Source organism: Leifsonia sp. YAF41 (genome assembly GCF_052113185.1).
GTDB lineage: Bacteria > Actinomycetota > Actinomycetes > Actinomycetales > Microbacteriaceae > Cryobacterium.
Genome location: NZ_JBFRCS010000010.1, coordinates 1 through 15,864, shown reverse-complemented (window position 1 = coordinate 15,864; position 15,864 = coordinate 1). Strand labels below are relative to the sequence as shown.

The following is a 15,864-nucleotide window of genomic DNA, read 5'->3' as shown; positions in this document are numbered from 1 at the left end:
CGCGCCGGGGGAGGTGTGCAGACCTGAGGCGTCGGCCTGTGGATAAGTTCTGCCTGATGTGGCGGCACAAGGGCATCATTCAGGGATGAGCGAAGCGGCGCGCATCATCACTGAGCAGGTTCGGGTGCGGCTGCGTCATGAGGGTGTCGATCTCGCGGCCGACGGGGCGCTCGCTGACCACTACGTGCGTGACGAGGTGCAGCGGTACAGCGAGCTGGCACTCGGCGGGGCGCATCCGCTCATCGCTGACGAAGGCCAGACGACCAGGGAGGCCGTTGCAGCGCTGACCGGCTACGGGGTGCTTCAGCCCCTTCTGGACGACCCGAGCATCGAAGAGATTTGGATCAACGCGCCGACCCGGGTGTTCGTGGCGAGGAATGGGCGGGCCGAGCTCACCCCGTTGGTGCTGACCGACCAGATCGTGCGCGACCTTGTTGAACGCATGCTTCAGGCCTCGGGGAGACGGGTCGACCTGTCGTCGCCTTTCGTTGATGCGTCGTTGCCCGACGGTTCTCGGTTGCATGTCGTCATTCCGGATGTGACACGTGCGCACTGGTCTGTGAACATCCGCAAATTCACGAAACGGATCAGAACCCTGACCCAGCTAGTGGAGAGTGGCTCGCTCACGGCACAGGCGGCAGAGTTCTTGCGGATGTGCGTGCTGGCCGGTCAGAACATTCTGGTGTCGGGTGCGACACAGGCCGGAAAGACAACGCTGCTCAACACCCTGCTGTCCTGCATCAGGGCCAACGAGAGGGTCGTCACGGTCGAAGAGACATTTGAGCTTGACCTGGCCGCACGCGACGTGGTCGCCCTGCAGTGCCGACAGGCGAGTCTGGAGGGCACCGGCGAGATCACTCTGCGACGGTTGATCAAGGAATCACTGAGGATGCGTCCGGATCGGCTGGTCGTCGGTGAGGTGCGCGAGGCCGAGAGTTTCGACCTGCTGATCGCTTTGAATAGCGGCTTGCCGGGGATGTGCTCGATCCACGCGAATAGTGCGCGAGACGCCCTGGCGAAATTGTGCACACTCCCGCTCTTGGCCGGAAATAATATCGACTCGGCTTTCGTACTCCCGACTGTGGCGGGGTGCATCGACATCGTCGTGCATTGCGAACTCAATCGGCACGGTCACCGGCGGGTGACCGAGATCATTGCGCCGAGCGGTCAACTCTCCGGGTCGATGATCGAGGCGAGCCCGCTCTTCCTGATCCAAGACGGTGTACTCCAGCCGACGGGCGGGCATCCGACGAAGCTTGTGAAGTTTCAGGCCGCCGGTCTCGATCCGGCGATGGTGCTCGGAGGGCGGTGACATGAGCGTGCTGCTGGGACTACTGCTCGGGGCTGGCGTGTTGCTCGTCGCGTCACCATTCTTGTGGCCGACGGGCGCGGGGCTGCCGGCGGGTGGGACCCTGACCGGTGAGCCTGTGACGACGGACCGCGGGCCGAGCCTGGGCACGTGGGGTCGGGCGCGGCTCGCCCAGGCCGGGTTCGCCCGCGTGACACCGGGTGCCGTCATCGTCGTTTCGCTCCTCCTCGGTATCGCCTGCGCCGCGCTCGCCGAAGCCATCCTCGGTGTTCGGGCCCTGTCCATCGCCGTCGGCCTCGGCGCGGTGGCGCTTCCTTCTCTGGTCGTGTTGCGGCGAGCGCGAGCGCGTCGCCGGGCCAACCGCACAGTCTGGCCGGATGTCGTCGATCACTTGATCTCGGGGGTGCGCTCCGGGCTGGCCCTGCCCGACAGCGTGAGCAGTCTGGCGCACTCGGGACCGCCGGCGACCAGGGAGGCCTTCGCCGGATTCGAACGAGAGTATCGGGTGACCGGTAACTTCGCCCATTGCGTCGATCAACTGAAGGAAGCCCTGGCCGACCCGATCGCCGACCGAATTCTGGAGACACTTCGAATGGCGCGTGAGGTCGGCGGCAGCGACTTGACGCTTGTCTTGCGGAGTCTGGCCGGGTGGCTGCGTCAGGATGCGGCGACCCGGCTTGAGGTCGAGTCGCGGCAGTCGTGGATTCTGAACGCCGCGCGGCTCGGGGCGGCCGCGCCGTGGATCATCATGATTCTGCTGACCACGCGGCCCGAAGCCGCTTTCGCCTACAACACTCCCGCCGGCACAGCCGTGATCGTCGGTGGCCTGATCGTGTCGGTGGTGGCGTACCGCATTATGATTGCGGTCGGTCGGCTGCCCGAGGAACGGCGCTGGTTTCGATGAATGCTCCGGTGGCGTGGGGCGTGTTTCTCGGCATACTGCTCGGAGTTGGTCTGTGGTCGTTGGTGAGTCTCGTGCCGCGGTTCGGTCGACCGCGTCTGGCCCAACGGGTTGCGCCGTACATCCTTGACGTCTCAGCTGAAGCCCGTGCCTACCATGGGCGCACGACGCTGAACCCACTGCCGGTGTTCGGCTCGCTCTTCTCACCGATGATCAGGCGACTGACGACGGTTCTCGGTTACATTCTTGGCGGTGCGGACACCCTCGGTCGGCAGCTGCGGCAGGCTGGGTCGCGACAGGGTGTCGACGAGTTTCGAACCGTCCAGGTTCTCTGGGCGCTGACCGGCAGTGCGCTCGGCCTGGGGCTCGTGCTGGTCAGTCCAGCCGCACAGTCGCTGCCTCTCGTCGCGCGGGTATTGCTGGTCGTGACGACCGGGATGGCCGGTGCGTTGCTTCGAGGGTGGCTGCTCCAACGCGCCGCCCGGGCACGGCTGGCCCGCATGAGCAGTGAGCTTCCGACCATTCTGGAATTTCTGACCCTGTCGTTGTCGGCGGGTGAGGGCATCCTCGATGCGTTGCGGCGGGTGGCGGCGACGAGTTCGGGGGAGCTGTCCCGGGAGTTGGCCGGCGTTGTCGCTGACGTGCACACCGGCATGCCGCTTGCCGCGTCATTGACCGCACTTGCCCGTCGCATCCAGCTGCCGGCTCTCACCCGGTTCGTTGATCAGGTGACTGGTGCGTTGGACCGCGGTACCCCGCTCGCCGAGGTCTTGCGGGCTCAGGCTCAGGATGCGCGGGACGAGGCGAAGCGAGACCTGCTCGAAGCGGCGGGCCGCAAAGAGATCTCGATGATGATTCCGCTGGTCTTTCTGATCCTCCCGCTCTCAATCCTGTTCGCGATATTTCCCGGTCTGTTCGTCTTGCAGGCCGGATTCTGATTCCATCTACGTTTCTACAGAAAGGACCACATCATGTCCGTGTTGTCGCGTCGATTCCACAGCGGGGTAGCCGACGAACGAGGGGATGTCCCCGGCTGGGTTCTGATCACCCTCATGACCGCGGCATTGGTGATGCTGATCTGGGGGTTGGCCGGTCCGGCGCTCGCCGGAATCTTCCAACAAGCGATCGATCGCGTCTCTGGCATGTGAGTCATCATGACCGTGCGCACGCGGCGGCGACGGGGGATGCGGCGGGCCGACCCGCCCGCCGACTCCGGGTCGGCAGTCGTCGAGTTCGTTCTCGTCGGGTCTCTCTTGACCGTGTTGACCCTGTCGGTACTGCAACTGGCGTTGGCGCTGCATGTGCGCACGACGCTGCTGGATGCCGCCGCCGAGGGAGCACGGTACGCCGCGCTCGCCGACAGCGGGTTGGCAGAAGGAGCGGAGCGCACGAAAGACTTGATCACGACAGCGGTGGGGTCGACCTATGCGACCGGGGTGGCGGCGGCCTATGCACAGAGCGCCGGGCACCTCACCGTCGAGGTGCAGGTGACGGCGCCGCTCCCGCTTCTCGGCATGCTCGGTTTCGACCGAGGGTTGAGGGTGGTGGGGCATGCGGTTGTCGAGACACTGGAGTAGAGACGACGGGTCGGCGTCGCTCGAGTTCATCACCGTCGGAATGATCCTGCTGGTACCGCTCGTCTACCTGGTGCTCGCGCTGTCGGCAGTCCAAAGCGGGGCGCTCGCCGCCGAGGGTGCGGCGCGGCAGGCGGCACGGGTGTTCGTGCTCGCGCCCGACGAAGCCGCGGCTCGGGATCGTGCCGAGCGCGCCGTCGCGGTGGGGCTCGACGACTACGGAATCAAGGCGGACACCGCCCAGATCGGGATTGCGTGCAGTGCCGCGCCGCTGACCTGCCTGACTCGCCAGGAGTCCGTGACGGTCACCGTGCGCATCCGCGTCGCATTGCCCCTGGTGCCCGACGTGCTCGCTCTGCGGAACGTGGCGTCGATTCCGCTCGAAGCACGGGCGACCCAGACGGTCTCCCGGTTCTGGGGTGCGGGAGCGACCGAATGACCAGCAGAAGACAGGTGCCCCGCCCGCGTCGACCAGCCGCCCGGTTGAACTACTGGCTGGTCCACCGGCTGCGCAGCGGGCACGCGCCCGCGGATGCCGATGCCGGGTCCACCCTGCTGCTGACGATCTTCTACGGCTTTCTGGCGACGGTGCTGATTCTGACCTGTGTCGCGGCCACCTCGCTCTACCTCGAGCGCAAACGACTCTTCACCCTCGCAGATGGTGCGGCGCTCGCCGGAGCGGAAGCCTTCGATCTTGACGATGTCACGGTCGAGGCGGGGGAGCTGCGGGCGCGCCTCGAATCGTCCCGGGTCGAGCAAGCGGCGGAGGAATTCCTGACCGCGACTCCGCAGGCCGGATTCGACGACTTGACGATGGTCAGCGCGGCGAGTCCCGACGGCCGAAGCGCGACCGTGTCGCTGCGGTCCACCTGGCGACCGCCGGTGCTGGCTCTCCTCCTACCGGCCGGCATCCCGCTCGAGGTCACGGCGGTCGCCCGGTCGGTGTTCTGGTAACGCCGGGTTCTGGTAACGCCGGGTGCTGGCAACGCCGGCCAGACGCACGACCGCACGACACGCCCGCCAGCACTTTCGTGCCTGCTGGTAACAGGCGGGTACAGGCATCCGGGGTATGACAGGCGGGTACCCTCGGAGGGCGCCGAAACTGGCGTCGGCAAGGAGAATTGTGACGACCAGGCGAGACCGGGCGATCGGTGCGGGAGCACAGGTTGCCACCGAAGTCAGCATCAACTTCGGCTCGGCGCTGGCGGGGCTCGTTATTCCGGTGGTGGGTGCGCCCGTCGTCGTCGCGGCCCGACAGATCGTGATGGTCTGCGCGGTGCTGCCGTTCTACCGGCCCCGGCGCGAGACCTTTGTTTGGCACCGGCTCTGGCCGGCCCTGGCACTCGGACTCGTGCTCGCGGTGATGAACGTGGCCTTCTATGAGGCGGTCGACCTGCTGGGTCTCGGGATCGCCGCCACCATCGAGTTCCTGGGACCGTTCGCGTTGGCCTTGGCCAGCTCCCGGCGCCTGCTCGACGTGATCTGCGCGGCCTGTGCGGGTGGCGGTGTGCTGCTGCTCACCTGGACCGACGGTGAGCTGAGCCCGCTCGGCATCGGCTTCGCGCTGCTCGCCGCCGCAGCCTGGGCTGCCTACATCCTGCTCACCCGCCGGGTCGCCATCGACCTACCGGGCCTCGAAGGAATCTCAATCGCGGGCCTGGTGAGTCTCGCCCTGGTGCTTCCGTACGCGCTGGTCACCATCGATTGGTCGGCACTGAACTGGGGAGTGATCGGGCTGCTCTTCGCCGTCGGCGTGCTCTCGAGCGCCTTTCCGTACACCGTCGACACCTTCATCCTCCGACGCATCACCCCACGGCTCTACGCGATCATCACGAGCTGTGGCCCGGCGATCGCTGCCGGGTTCGGCGTGCTGGTGCTGGGGGAGTCGTTCGAACCGCACCAGGTCGTCGCGATTGTCATCGTCTGCGCGGCGGCGGCCGCTGCCATCGCCACGCAGCGAGACGTGCCGAAGTCCGACCTCGAACGCACCGCGAACGCGCTGACGTAGCTCGACACGCGAGCCAGAGAGCGACGCGACAGGGAACTATTCGACCCGGATGCCGAGATGCGCTGCAAGAACCGGCGCGAGGAGGGCGAGCTGAGCGTCATCGATGGTGGCACCCCGCAAACCTTCAAGACCGTGGATGGCGCTGAAGTCGGTCGAACGCAGGTCGACATCCTTGAGCTTGGCGCCCGTCACATCGAGAGTGCCGACGCGGCAGTTGCGCAATTCAAGACGCTGAATGGTGGCGCTGCCGAGATCGAGTTCTTCGATGATGCAGTCCGAAAGCAGAACATCGGTGAGGTTCGCATTGCGCAGATTGACGAAATCGAGCTTGGAGCCGTCGATCTGCACCGATCGCATCGTGGCTTCGTAGGCCTCGACCGAGCCGAGCCGTGAGCGCTCGATGCGCACGTCGCGCCAGGTCGACCGGGGCACGCTGAAAATGGGAGCCTGCAGGTCTGAAGCCACGCACTCAGTGAAGCGGGCTCCACGCAACTTGGTTTCATTGAGCGAGAGGATGCGAAACTCGCACTCGCTGAAGCTTGTTCCGGTCAAGTCGCGCCCTGCGAGTTCTGCCCCGGAGAAACGCTCGCCCTCACGGCTGTCGCCGCTGAGGAGGTCGCTGACGTCGGCATCCACCAGGTTGTCCAACACGATCGGGTCGAGGACGGGCGGCTTCGTTGCCTGACGCTTCATTTTGCTGCCGTTTCAACGGGTTCGAGCACGAAGAGAGGAATCTCACGGTCGGTTTTGGTCTGGTAGTTCGCGTAGTCGGGGTACGCGGCGACGGCGCGCTCCCACCAGAGCGCCTTCTCGTCACCGGAGACCTCGCGAGCGACCGCGTCGAATTTGTGCGGGCCATCCTGCACCTCGACGGACGGGTGCGCGAGAACGTTCGCGTACCAGGTGGGGTTCTTCGCGGCGCCGCCCAGCGAGGCGACCGCGGCGTAGACGCCATCGTGCTCGACCCGCATCAGCGGAACCTTGCGCACGGCTCCGGATGTCTTGCCGAGGGTCGACAGCACAATGACCGGCATTCCCCGCAGCGTCGTGCCCTTCGTGCCACCCGAACTTTCGTAGAGGTCGACCTGGTCTCTGACCCACTTCGACGGACTGGGCTTGTATTCTCCGGTGAGGGGCATCCCTCTATTGAATCGCACTTTTCTTCAGGAATGTGGCCGGGGTGCCGCCGGGCGTCTCGGCGCATAGCGGGGGAGATAACGACCGAGCAATGCCGCGCCGATGAGGCCGACGATTCCCATCACCCCGCTGGCCACGCCGAGCGATGCCGCCGCAATCATCGCGGCGACGGCGAGAGGCGCAGTCGCGCTCCCCAGATCGCCGGTGAAACGCCAGGCGCCGAGAAACGGGGCCGGATTGTCGGGCGGCGCGAGATCGGCGCCGACGGTCATCAGGAGTCCGCTGCCGATGCCGTTGGCCAGCGCGAGAAACATCGCCACCCCGATGAACCAGCCGACATTGTTCGGCAGGTTGTGCGTGAAGGCGAGAACGAGAAAGCCGAGCCCCATCCCGATCATCGAGGGGAGTGCCGTCCACATTCGGCCGAAGCGATCCATGATCTGGCCGCTGGCGTAGAAGAGGGCGAAGTCGAGCCCACCGGCAATCCCGATGATCAGGGCGATGGCGGGGGCGTCGATGCCGATACTGACCGCCCAGAGCGGCAGAATCACCGTGCGGCTTGCGCGCAGTGCACCGACCAGGCCGGCGCCGGTGCCGAGCCTCAACAACACCGCGCGGTGCATCCAAATCGAGCGAAAGAGCCCGTGCGACTCTTCGGCCACGAACTCGGCGCCGGCATGCTTCACCGTGCCGTCGGGTGCGGCGGCGAGCTCGGGGGCGCCGAACAGACGGTCGGGGTCGGGCAGCAGCAGCAAGACGGCCGCCGCACCGAGGCAGCAGGCGATGAACACCCAAAAGACGGCCTGGGTGCCGCCGGTCAGGCTGATCAAGCCGGCGGCGATAAACGGCCCGACGAACCAGCCGGCCCGAAAGATGCCGCCCAGCGTTGACAATGCTCGCGCCCGGTAGGCCAGCGGCACGTAGCTGGTCATGAACGCGTGACGGGCCAGTGCGAACACGGCCGTCGCGATGCCGACCACAAAGATTCCGATGCCGAGCACGAGCGGGTTGGGCGCGACGATGCAGACGAGCACGGCGAGGATGGTGAGAAACGAGGCGCCGATCATCGAGTTGCGTTCCCCGATGCGCGAGACAAGCCAACCGCTCGGGATGTCGCCGATCAGCTCGCCGAGCATGACCATCGCCGCGATGAACCCGGCAATCGCCAGGCTGGCGCCCAGGTCGTGAGCGACCAGCGGGATCAACGGAATGATCGAGCCTTCGCCGATCGAGAAGAGCAACGTCGGCAGAAAAGCTGCCACAGCAACCCCGCGCAGGCTGAAGGAGCGATCGGCAGTTGTCATAGCGGTGTCGATGCTACGCCAGGGCCGTGTTACCGCGTCTGCCCGGTAGGCTGGACCACGACATGATTGAGCTGGATTTCTCGGAGCAGATCGCCGCGTTGCGGGCCACGTTTGGCGACATCCGGTCGGTGATCGACATTGATCGACTCCGCGCCGACATCGCTGACCTCAGCGAGCAGGCCGGAGTGCCTGACCTCTGGGACGACACGGAGCGCGCCCAGAAGGTGACGAGTGCGCTCAGCCATCGTCAATCCGAGCTGGCTCGCATCGAAAGCATCGAGCGTCGCCTCGACGACCTCGAGATTCTGGTCGAGATGGCCAACGAGGGCCAGGGTGACCAGGATTCCGCCGACGAGGCGACGGCTGAGCTGAAGAGCATCCAGAAGATCCTCGGTGAACTCGAAGTGCAGACGCTGCTGAACGGCGAGTTCGACCCGCGCCCGGCCGTCATCACGATTCGTGCCGGCGCCGGTGGCGTCGACGCCGCCGACTTCGCCGAAATGCTCATGCGCATGTACCTGCGCTGGGCCGAACAGCACAAGTACCCGACGAGCGTGCTCGATGTGAGCTACGCCGAAGAGGCCGGCATCAAGTCGACGACCTTCGAGGTGGATGCCCCCTACGCGTTCGGCACGCTGAGCGTCGAAGCCGGCACCCACCGCCTGGTGCGGATGAGCCCCTTCAACTCCGCCGGCAAGCGCCAGACCTCCTTCGCCGCGGTCGAGGTGGTGCCTCTGATCGAGCAGACCGAGTCGGTCGAGATTCCCGACAACGACATCCGGGTCGACGTCTTCCGGTCGAGCGGCCCCGGCGGCCAGTCCGTGAACACCACCGACTCCGCCGTGCGCATCACCCACCTTCCGACCGGCATCGTCGTCAGCTGTCAGAACGAGAAGAGCCAGATTCAGAACCGTGCGGCCGCGATGCGCGTGCTGCAGTCACGGTTGCTGCTGGTGCAGCGTGAGCAGGAAGCCGCGACCAAGAAAGAGTTCGCCGGCAACATCACGGCCAGCTGGGGCGACCAGATGCGCAGCTACGTTCTCGCGCCCTATCAAATGGTCAAAGACCTGCGCACCGACTACGAGGTCAACAACCCCAGCAATGTGTTCGACGGTGACCTCGACGGATTCATCGCCGCCGGCATCCGTTGGCGCAAGCAGAGCCCGAAAGACTAATCCGGCACGGTTCTGCCGACTTCGACGGGTGAGCTTGTGACGACACGGTATGTCGCAGTGGTAAAAACCGCCAGGATGCTTAGGCTCGATAAGCCATGATCCGTTTTGATCACATCACTAAGCAATATCCCGGGACGAACCGACCGGCACTGAACTCCATCGACGTTGAAATTCTGCGCGGCGAGTTTGTGTTCCTGGTCGGCGCCTCCGGGTCCGGAAAATCGAGCTGTCTTCGACTGATGTTGAAGGAGGAGAAGCCGACAAGCGGCAGCATTCATGTGCTGGGCCAGGACTTGCGGTCGATCTCCAACCGCAAGGTGCCGTATTTTCGGCGCAACCTCGGCGTCGTCTTTCAGGACTTCCGCCTGCTGCCGAACAAGACCGTCTACGACAATGTCGCGTTCAGCCTGCAGGTGATCGGAAAGTCGCGCGGCTTCATTCAAGAAGCGGTGCCCGACACCCTGCAGATGGTCGGCCTGTCTGAGAAGTCGCGTCGATTCCCGCACGAGCTCTCCGGCGGTGAGCAGCAGCGCGTTGCGATCGCGCGTGCCATCGTCAACAAGCCGCAGATTCTGCTGGCCGATGAGCCGACCGGAAACCTCGACCCCACCACGAGCGCCGGCATCATGGCTCTTCTGGCGAGCATCAACGAGGCGGGGACCACCGTCGTGATGGCCACCCACGAGGCGGGCATCGTCGACAAGATGAAACGCCGTGTGATCGAGCTCTCCGGCGGTCAGATCGTGCGCGATGAGCGCCAGGGCGGCTACACCACGACCGCGATCCAGACGATTGTTACCGCCCCGAGCACGCCGGCACCCGCTCCGGTAACGCCGACGGCGGATGACTCAGGTTTCGTTCGACCCGTCGTCGCGGCTCCGGTCGCTGCCGCAGTTGCATCGCCCGTCGCGGCGCCACGGGCCGCTCCGGTCGATGCGGCACCAGTGGCACCAGCAGCGGCACCCGTTGCTGCGCCGTCAAATCCTGTCGACTCCGAGGCGCGGAGCGCGGCTCAACCGCCGCTCACGCACCCCTCTGCGATGCCGATTGTTCAGTCGATGCCACCGGCCGCCCCGGTTGCGGCACCGATGGACCGGCCCGCTGCCGAGCAGATCTTCCACCCGCCGGCCCGACCGGTCGCCCAGCCGATCACCGGGCCGTTGGTGACGCCGCCGCCCGCGCCGCAACCACGTGTCACAGCGTCGACCGAGCCGGTGTCCGCCCCGCTCGCCGAGCCGACAACTGAAGCATCGGCGCCGATCGTCGGCGACCAGCTTCCGGCAGACACCGGGCGCATCATGACGCGACCCGGCCTGCCGGTGACCCAGCACGAGATTCCTGAACAGCTCACTCTCGCCGAAAAACTGGGCCTGCGGGCTCCGGGCGAAAAGCCTGACCAATCAGGGGAACAGATTGTAGGACCCACCCGATGAGACTCGGACTTGTTCTTTCCGAGGCGTCAAGCGGCCTGCGCCGCAACGTCTCGATGGTCATCTCGGTGGTGCTCGTCACCTTCATCTCACTGACCTTTGTCGGTGCGGCGATTCTCATTCAGATGCAGATCGGCCAGATGAAGACCTACTGGTACGACAAGGCCCAGGTCGGCATCTACATGTGCACCTCGTATTCGACAGGGGAGACCTGTGTCGGCGGCGAGGCAAACGATGAGCAGCTCGCGGCGGTCGAAGCACAACTGCAGGGCCCGACCCTGTCGCCCTTCATCGAAAAGTACTTCTTCGAGAATCACGAGGAGGCGTTCAAGAACTTCCAGAAGCAGTTCGCCGGCAACCCTGTCGCCGACTATGCGACTCCCGACCAGTTGAACCAAACCTTCTGGGTCAACCTCAAGGACCCCTCGCAATCAGATGTGCTCAGCGAGAGCCTGTCGGGGATGCCGGGGGTGGAGAACGTGCAGGATCAGCGTAAGTATCTCGACCAGATCTTCTCGGTGCTCAACGTGGCCAGCTACACGGCGATCGGCATCGCAGCCCTCATGCTCGTTGCCGCCGTGCTTCTGATCGCGACGACGATCAGACTGTCGGCGTTCTCGCGTCGCAAGGAGCTCGGCATCATGCGACTCGTCGGGGCGTCGAACCGGTTCATTCAGACCCCCTTCATTCTGGAAGGTGTGTTCGCCGCACTCCTCGGATCGATCCTGGCCGGAGGGGCCATCGTCGCTCTGGTGCACTGGTTTGTGCAGGGCTATCTCAGTCAGCGCCTGCTCGGGTTTGCGCTTGTCGGTCTCGACGATGCGCTGTTGGTGGTGCCGATGCTGGTGGTGCTCGGCGCGGTACTCGCCGCCCTGTCGGCCAACTTCGCGATCTCGCGCTATCTGAAGGTCTAACGACCTCACGCTCCAATGCAGAACGGCCAGGCGACATCCGCCTGGCCGTTCTGTCTGTCTGTGCTGTTGCTGTGCTGTCGCTCCCGACTATGCGGTCTGGTGCTCGAGAGCGCGTGCCTTGAGCGTCGCGAACTCTTCTGCGGTGATGGTGCCCGAATCGAGCAGGGCCTTCGCCTTGGCAATCTCGTCGGCGGCGCTGGACCCGGCAACGGTCTTGATGTACGTCTCGGTCTCCTGCTGCGCCTGCTGAGCAACGCGCACCTGACGTTCGGCCATGCCCCTGCCGCGCGCGATGAGGTAGACGAGAACCGTGATGAACGGCAGGAAGATCATGAAGATGATCCAGAGTGCCTTCCACCAGCCGTTGAGCTTGTGGTCACGGAACAGGTCGCCGATCACCGCGAAGAGGGCGAACAGGTAGGCGATGAAGGCGAAGCTCCAGAAGAAGAGCCAAATGACATTCCACACATCACTCCAAAAACTCATGACTGCCTGCCTCCCTCACAACAGAGCACCATGCTCCGTGGCTAAGAACCTAGTGGGTCGGCTCCGCATTCGTACAGAGTGACGCGCTTTGAGGGCCCGATCGACCGATAGACTGATGGGCTCTGTGGCGCTCGGTCGCGGAGCATCGGTGCGATCCAGAGCATCACCCAGACATTCAAGGAGCAACTCGTGCCCAGGGAAAAAGGCGAAAAGGTCGTAGCGACCAATCGCAAGGCCCGCCACGACTATCACATCGAAGACACCTACGAGGCCGGAATGGTCTTGAGTGGAACCGAGGTGAAGTCGTTGCGTGCCGGACGGGCCTCCCTTGTCGACGGGTACGCCTTCATCGAAGGCGGCGAGGCCTGGCTCGACGCTGTGCACATTCCGGAGTACTCGGCCGGAACCTGGACCAACCACCCGCCGCGGCGCAAGCGCAAGCTGCTTCTTCACAAGCAGGAGATCGTCAAGATCAGCCACAAGACCAAAGAGGGCGGCTACACCCTCATTCCGTTGAAGATTTACTTCTCCGACGGTCGCGCCAAGGTCGAGATCGCCGTGGCGAAGGGTAAGAAGGAATACGACAAGCGCCAGACGCTTCGTGAGCGTCAAGACAAGCGTGAGTCTGATCGGGCGATTTCGGCTCGAAAGCACCTCGGCGACTAGCCGAAGATTCACCGACAGAGCGGGTGGGCATGGACAGCACGGTTCGCATTCCAGTTGACGGAACATTCAATCTGCGGGAGCCTGCCGGCTACCGAGCGGCCCACGGCGTCACACGCACTGGTGTGCTCTACCGATCAGATGGGCTGAAGAGCCTGACTGATCGAGGGCGCGAACAACTGGTCGAACTCGGGGTTCGCACTGTCATCGACCTGCGTGACGATTTCGAACGCGAGATGCAGCCTGACGCACTCGACGGTCTCGATATCGAAACCGCGCACATCCCGGTGTATGAGGGAAGTGCAGCGGCGAACAGCGGTCCGGGAATCACGCTGCCGTCGATGTACGAAAGCATCGTCGTCGAGCACGGTGAAGTCGTGGTGAGCGCGCTGCGCCTGATCGCTTCGCCCGAGTCCGGGCCGGTACTCGTGCATTGCACGGCAGGCAAGGACCGCACGGGAATTGTGGTCGCGTTGGCCTTGCGCGCGGTCGGGGTGGCCCCGGATGTCGTGATTGCCGACTACGCGCGCTCCGAGTCGAACCTGGCGGGGGAGTGGCTGGAGGCGATGATTGCCCTCACCTCGCGTTTCGGTATCGCTGATACCCCACGACTGCGCGGCATCATGGGATCGACGCCGGCGTCGGTGATGGAAGGTCTACTTGCACACATCGATGAGAAGTACGGATCGGTCACCGATTACCTGCTGGCGCAGGGCTTCAGCACTGACGAGCTGCAGCAGCTCGACGCGAAGCTGGTACGGCCGGCATAGAACCTCACTGTCGAGTGTTGTACAGTGAGGAGTTGCAGAGCGCGAGGGTTGACCTCGTCTGCTGCATTTGGAAATTCAACAGTGTGTGACAGTAACCCACTTCAACGCCATTCGGCGCGAAGTGTGCATGGGGATGATCGGTTTCGACACTGCCTGCGCAATTATGAGAAGCGGGTCGAGGATGCAGGGTTATCTCGTAAACGATCTCTGCAAAACAATAAGTGCCAATTCAAAGCGCACTGACTTCGCCCTCGCTGCCTAAGCGAGCGCACTAAAGAAGTCCGTCAGACCGGGAATGCTCTCTACCCGGACCCTGGCGCAATTTAGAGAGATTGCTTCTACATTGAGCCGCGGGGTGTAGAGGGACTCAAACGAAGGCTGGGCTTGTCGGATTAGGTGCCAGTGGCAAATTCCGGAGCCGAGTAGAACGATTTCACTGGATACACCCGTAGAAGGCATATGACCACAGCAGTGGACCGGGGTTCAATTCCCCGCATCTCCACCATCGGTTACTGTCACACACTCTTGAGCACCTGCTCTGAACAAGAACAAGGCCGCCCTTCCGGGCGGCCTTGTTCTGTCTGGGGCTCAACAAAACGAAGGAAAATCGGATGTCAACGATGTCACCGGAAAGTGTTCCCGCCGCTGTTCCTGCGAGTGTTTCCGCCGTTCTCGTTTCTGGTGCCGCCGGCATCCCGCTTGGGGAACGCCAGCCGAAACCGACTTCGACGACACCGGGTCAGACCGAGGCCGCTGTGACGTCGTGGAGCGCCGACGGCTTGGAGACGGGGATCTGGGAAGCCGGGCCCGGCGAGTTCGCGGCTACCCGAGTCGGCTATCACGAGGTCTGCCAGATTCTGAGTGGGCGGGCCACGATCACCGAGGAGAACGGCACGGTGCTTGAGCTCGCCGCCGGCGACCTCTTTGTAACGCCCGCTGGTTGGCGCGGCACCTGGCTGGTGCACGAAACGCTGCGCAAGGTCTACGTCATCCAGTCGCTGCCGCCGACGCAGTAGCTCGGTGACCGACACCTCGACTGTATGTAGGCGACGTTGCGTGGTGAGATCGGTTCGCGGGAGCTCGAGCCCTTGCTCCCAAGCTCGCGCGCTTCTCGATCAACGAGACGGGGTCGACCAGCGCAGGAACAGCGCGTTCAATACGGGACGAGCTCGATTAGAACGGCGCGAGCTCGCTGTTGGGATGCACATCTGGGGGCGGCGTGCTGGGCCCGATCCGGTGTTCGGGTTCGGTCGTGTACCGGTGCCCGGTCGGGGAGGTCCAGGTGATCGTGCCGGTGTCGTCTTGCACGTAGGACCAGCCGATTTCGTGTTTGTCGCGGTGGTTCTTCGGGCAGAGTGAGGCCAGGTTGGTCAGGTTCGTTTCGCCACGGTGACCGTTCTCCCAAAACGGGATGCTGTGGTCAATGTCGCAATCTGCCGCGGCCCGGCTGCAGCCCGGCGACCGACAGGTCGCATCCCGGAGCCGCAGTGCCGCCCGCAGGTCGGCCGGTGGGGCATAGCGGTCCCGGCCAACGGAGAGGAACGCCCCGGTTTCGGGGTTGGTGAGCACCCGCAGCCAGCCGGGTGCGCTGCCGGCGAGTTCCCGGGCGGTGTCGAGGTCGATCGGCCCGTACCCTTCAAGCACCGGCGGCTCGTCGCTGCGGCCGAGCAGAGTTAACGCCGGGACCAGGATCACGACGTCCGCCTTGATCCCGCGGCGGCGCTTCCGGCGGGTCCGGCCGGTGCCCGTCGCCGCCGCGTCGTCGCCGTCGGTTTCGTCCGCGTCATCGCCATCGTCGGCCTCGTCGCGGTCGAGGATCAGGTCGGCGAGCACATCCGCTTTCAACTGGGTCAGGGTGCGCGGTTCGTCGGCCCGCTGCAACCCACGGGCCGTGTTCGTCAGCCGGGTGCAGATCGCCTGCGCCTGCCCGGCGGGCAGGAACGCGCTGAGGTACGCCATGCCGTCGGCGGCGGGTTCGAAGAACACCGCCCGGTCCGCGACACTTTTCTGATGCCGGGCCGTGATCGATTCCGGGTCCAACCGCTCCCGGGCTTTGCGGGTCTTCTGCGCGAACCGGGACACGATCAGGTTCCCGGCGCCGGGCAGCACCGCCTTCTCGAGCGCGGCCCGGTCCTCCGGGGTGAGCGTGAACGTCTGGTCGGCGAGCACGGTGGCGTGCCGGTAGCTGATCTG

The 15,864-nt window shown here is 64.7% G+C and carries 19 protein-coding genes and 1 other RNA gene; 15 read left to right on the top strand and 5 right to left on the bottom strand.

Annotated features, from left to right (window positions below; all coding sequences use genetic code 11):
- Positions 1-85: 85 nt before the first annotated feature.
- From AB4Y63_RS13000 to AB4Y63_RS12965, 8 genes are all read left to right on the top strand, one after another.
- On the top strand, positions 86-1,312 hold the full coding sequence (locus AB4Y63_RS13000; protein WP_441791481.1) for a CpaF family protein: 1,227 nt from the start codon (positions 86-88) through the stop codon (positions 1,310-1,312).
- A 1-nt stretch (position 1,313) separates the two neighbouring features.
- A complete protein-coding gene (locus AB4Y63_RS12995; protein ID WP_441791480.1) occupies positions 1,314-2,213 on the top strand; it encodes a type II secretion system F family protein in 900 nt (299 codons plus the stop codon).
- An 8-nt stretch (positions 2,214-2,221) separates the two neighbouring features.
- Positions 2,222-3,148 carry a type II secretion system F family protein gene (locus AB4Y63_RS12990; RefSeq protein ID WP_441791479.1) on the top strand — a complete coding sequence of 309 codons (927 nt, stop codon included), beginning with the start codon at positions 2,222-2,224 and terminating at the stop codon, positions 3,146-3,148.
- 33 nt (positions 3,149-3,181) lie between these two features.
- Entirely contained in the window at positions 3,182-3,358 is a 177-nt protein-coding gene (locus AB4Y63_RS12985; RefSeq protein WP_441791478.1) for a hypothetical protein, read from the top strand.
- A gap of 6 nt (positions 3,359-3,364) precedes the next feature.
- Complete coding sequence (locus AB4Y63_RS12980) at positions 3,365-3,787, top strand: TadE/TadG family type IV pilus assembly protein (protein ID WP_441791477.1); 423 nt, start codon at positions 3,365-3,367, stop codon at positions 3,785-3,787.
- Positions 3,762-4,223, top strand: a complete 462-nt coding sequence (locus tag AB4Y63_RS12975) for a hypothetical protein (protein WP_441791476.1) — start codon at positions 3,762-3,764, stop codon at positions 4,221-4,223. The genes AB4Y63_RS12980 and AB4Y63_RS12975 overlap by 26 nt, the downstream gene beginning before the upstream one ends.
- On the top strand, positions 4,220-4,738 hold the full coding sequence (locus AB4Y63_RS12970) for a pilus assembly protein TadG-related protein (RefSeq protein ID WP_441791475.1): 519 nt from the start codon (positions 4,220-4,222) through the stop codon (positions 4,736-4,738). Before AB4Y63_RS12975 ends, AB4Y63_RS12970 begins: the two co-directional genes overlap by 4 nt.
- 169 nt (positions 4,739-4,907) lie before the next feature.
- A complete protein-coding gene (locus tag AB4Y63_RS12965) occupies positions 4,908-5,792 on the top strand; it encodes an EamA family transporter (RefSeq protein WP_441791474.1) in 885 nt (294 codons plus the stop codon).
- Positions 5,793-5,828: 36 nt separating this feature from the next.
- Here the strand turns inward: AB4Y63_RS12965 and AB4Y63_RS12960 are convergent, their stop codons facing one another.
- The 3 genes from AB4Y63_RS12960 to AB4Y63_RS12950 are packed head-to-tail and all read right to left on the bottom strand — an operon-like array spanning position 5,829 to position 8,233.
- A complete protein-coding gene (locus AB4Y63_RS12960; protein ID WP_441791473.1) occupies positions 5,829-6,485 on the bottom strand; it encodes a pentapeptide repeat-containing protein in 657 nt (218 codons plus the stop codon).
- Positions 6,482-6,931 carry a nitroreductase family deazaflavin-dependent oxidoreductase gene (locus tag AB4Y63_RS12955; protein WP_441791472.1) on the bottom strand — a complete coding sequence of 150 codons (450 nt, stop codon included), beginning with the start codon at positions 6,929-6,931 and terminating at the stop codon, positions 6,482-6,484. Before AB4Y63_RS12955 ends, AB4Y63_RS12960 begins: the two co-directional genes overlap by 4 nt.
- 24 nt (positions 6,932-6,955) lie before the next feature.
- Positions 6,956-8,233, bottom strand: coding sequence for an MFS transporter (locus AB4Y63_RS12950; protein ID WP_441791471.1), 1,278 nt, complete (start codon positions 8,231-8,233; stop codon positions 6,956-6,958).
- Between the two features lie 62 nt (positions 8,234-8,295).
- Here AB4Y63_RS12950 and prfB point away from each other — a divergent pair, with 62 nt between their 5' ends.
- From prfB to ftsX, 3 genes are all read left to right on the top strand, one after another.
- Positions 8,296-9,408, top strand: coding sequence for a peptide chain release factor 2 (prfB, locus tag AB4Y63_RS12945; RefSeq protein ID WP_441791470.1), 1,113 nt, complete (start codon positions 8,296-8,298; stop codon positions 9,406-9,408).
- A 95-nt stretch (positions 9,409-9,503) separates the two neighbouring features.
- Complete coding sequence (ftsE, locus tag AB4Y63_RS12940) at positions 9,504-10,841, top strand: cell division ATP-binding protein FtsE (protein ID WP_441791469.1); 1,338 nt, start codon at positions 9,504-9,506, stop codon at positions 10,839-10,841.
- Positions 10,838-11,752: a permease-like cell division protein FtsX gene (ftsX, locus tag AB4Y63_RS12935; RefSeq protein ID WP_441791468.1), complete on the top strand. Its 915-nt coding sequence runs from the start codon at positions 10,838-10,840 to the stop codon at positions 11,750-11,752. The genes ftsE and ftsX overlap by 4 nt, the downstream gene beginning before the upstream one ends.
- An 87-nt stretch (positions 11,753-11,839) precedes the next feature.
- On the opposite strand, the gene AB4Y63_RS12930 is transcribed toward ftsX, so the two are convergent.
- Positions 11,840-12,238: an SHOCT domain-containing protein gene (locus AB4Y63_RS12930; RefSeq protein WP_441791467.1), complete on the bottom strand. Its 399-nt coding sequence runs from the start codon at positions 12,236-12,238 to the stop codon at positions 11,840-11,842.
- A 189-nt stretch (positions 12,239-12,427) separates the two neighbouring features.
- Between AB4Y63_RS12930 and smpB the strand changes: the two genes are divergently transcribed.
- From smpB to AB4Y63_RS12910, 4 genes are all read left to right on the top strand, one after another.
- Positions 12,428-12,904 carry an SsrA-binding protein SmpB gene (smpB, locus tag AB4Y63_RS12925; protein WP_441791466.1) on the top strand — a complete coding sequence of 159 codons (477 nt, stop codon included), beginning with the start codon at positions 12,428-12,430 and terminating at the stop codon, positions 12,902-12,904.
- Positions 12,905-12,933: 29 nt separating this feature from the next.
- Positions 12,934-13,671, top strand: coding sequence for a tyrosine-protein phosphatase (locus AB4Y63_RS12920; protein ID WP_441791465.1), 738 nt, complete (start codon positions 12,934-12,936; stop codon positions 13,669-13,671).
- A 129-nt stretch (positions 13,672-13,800) separates the two neighbouring features.
- Positions 13,801-14,176: a transfer-messenger RNA gene (ssrA, locus tag AB4Y63_RS12915) on the top strand.
- Between the two features lie 106 nt (positions 14,177-14,282).
- Positions 14,283-14,687 carry a cupin domain-containing protein gene (locus AB4Y63_RS12910; RefSeq protein WP_441791464.1) on the top strand — a complete coding sequence of 135 codons (405 nt, stop codon included), beginning with the start codon at positions 14,283-14,285 and terminating at the stop codon, positions 14,685-14,687.
- A gap of 157 nt (positions 14,688-14,844) precedes the next feature.
- Here AB4Y63_RS12910 and AB4Y63_RS12905 read toward each other — a convergent pair.
- Positions 14,845-15,864, bottom strand: a 1,020-nt coding sequence (locus AB4Y63_RS12905; RefSeq protein WP_441791463.1) for a DUF222 domain-containing protein, incomplete at its 5' end; no start/stop codon positions are given.

Excerpts from the sequence above, each read along its gene's own strand:
- AB4Y63_RS13000 (WP_441791481.1), top strand. The coding sequence starts at position 86 with ATGAGCGAAGCGGCGCGCATCATCACTGAGCAGGTTCGGGTGCGGCTG.
- AB4Y63_RS12995 (WP_441791480.1), top strand. The coding sequence starts at position 1,314 with ATGAGCGTGCTGCTGGGACTACTGCTCGGGGCTGGCGTGTTGCTCGTC.
- AB4Y63_RS12985 (WP_441791478.1), top strand. The coding sequence starts at position 3,182 with ATGTCCGTGTTGTCGCGTCGATTCCACAGCGGGGTAGCCGACGAACGA.
- AB4Y63_RS12980 (WP_441791477.1), top strand. The coding sequence starts at position 3,365 with ATGACCGTGCGCACGCGGCGGCGACGGGGGATGCGGCGGGCCGACCCG.
- AB4Y63_RS12975 (WP_441791476.1), top strand. The coding sequence starts at position 3,762 with ATGCGGTTGTCGAGACACTGGAGTAGAGACGACGGGTCGGCGTCGCTC.
- AB4Y63_RS12970 (WP_441791475.1), top strand. The coding sequence starts at position 4,220 with ATGACCAGCAGAAGACAGGTGCCCCGCCCGCGTCGACCAGCCGCCCGG.
- AB4Y63_RS12960 (WP_441791473.1), bottom strand. The coding sequence starts at position 6,485 with ATGAAGCGTCAGGCAACGAAGCCGCCCGTCCTCGACCCGATCGTGTTG.
- AB4Y63_RS12955 (WP_441791472.1), bottom strand. The coding sequence starts at position 6,931 with ATGCCCCTCACCGGAGAATACAAGCCCAGTCCGTCGAAGTGGGTCAGA.
- AB4Y63_RS12950 (WP_441791471.1), bottom strand. The coding sequence starts at position 8,233 with ATGACAACTGCCGATCGCTCCTTCAGCCTGCGCGGGGTTGCTGTGGCA.
- prfB (WP_441791470.1), top strand. The coding sequence starts at position 8,296 with ATGATTGAGCTGGATTTCTCGGAGCAGATCGCCGCGTTGCGGGCCACG.
- ftsE (WP_441791469.1), top strand. The coding sequence starts at position 9,504 with ATGATCCGTTTTGATCACATCACTAAGCAATATCCCGGGACGAACCGA.
- ftsX (WP_441791468.1), top strand. The coding sequence starts at position 10,838 with ATGAGACTCGGACTTGTTCTTTCCGAGGCGTCAAGCGGCCTGCGCCGC.
- AB4Y63_RS12930 (WP_441791467.1), bottom strand. The coding sequence starts at position 12,238 with ATGAGTTTTTGGAGTGATGTGTGGAATGTCATTTGGCTCTTCTTCTGG.
- AB4Y63_RS12920 (WP_441791465.1), top strand. The coding sequence starts at position 12,934 with ATGGACAGCACGGTTCGCATTCCAGTTGACGGAACATTCAATCTGCGG.
- AB4Y63_RS12910 (WP_441791464.1), top strand. The coding sequence starts at position 14,283 with ATGTCAACGATGTCACCGGAAAGTGTTCCCGCCGCTGTTCCTGCGAGT.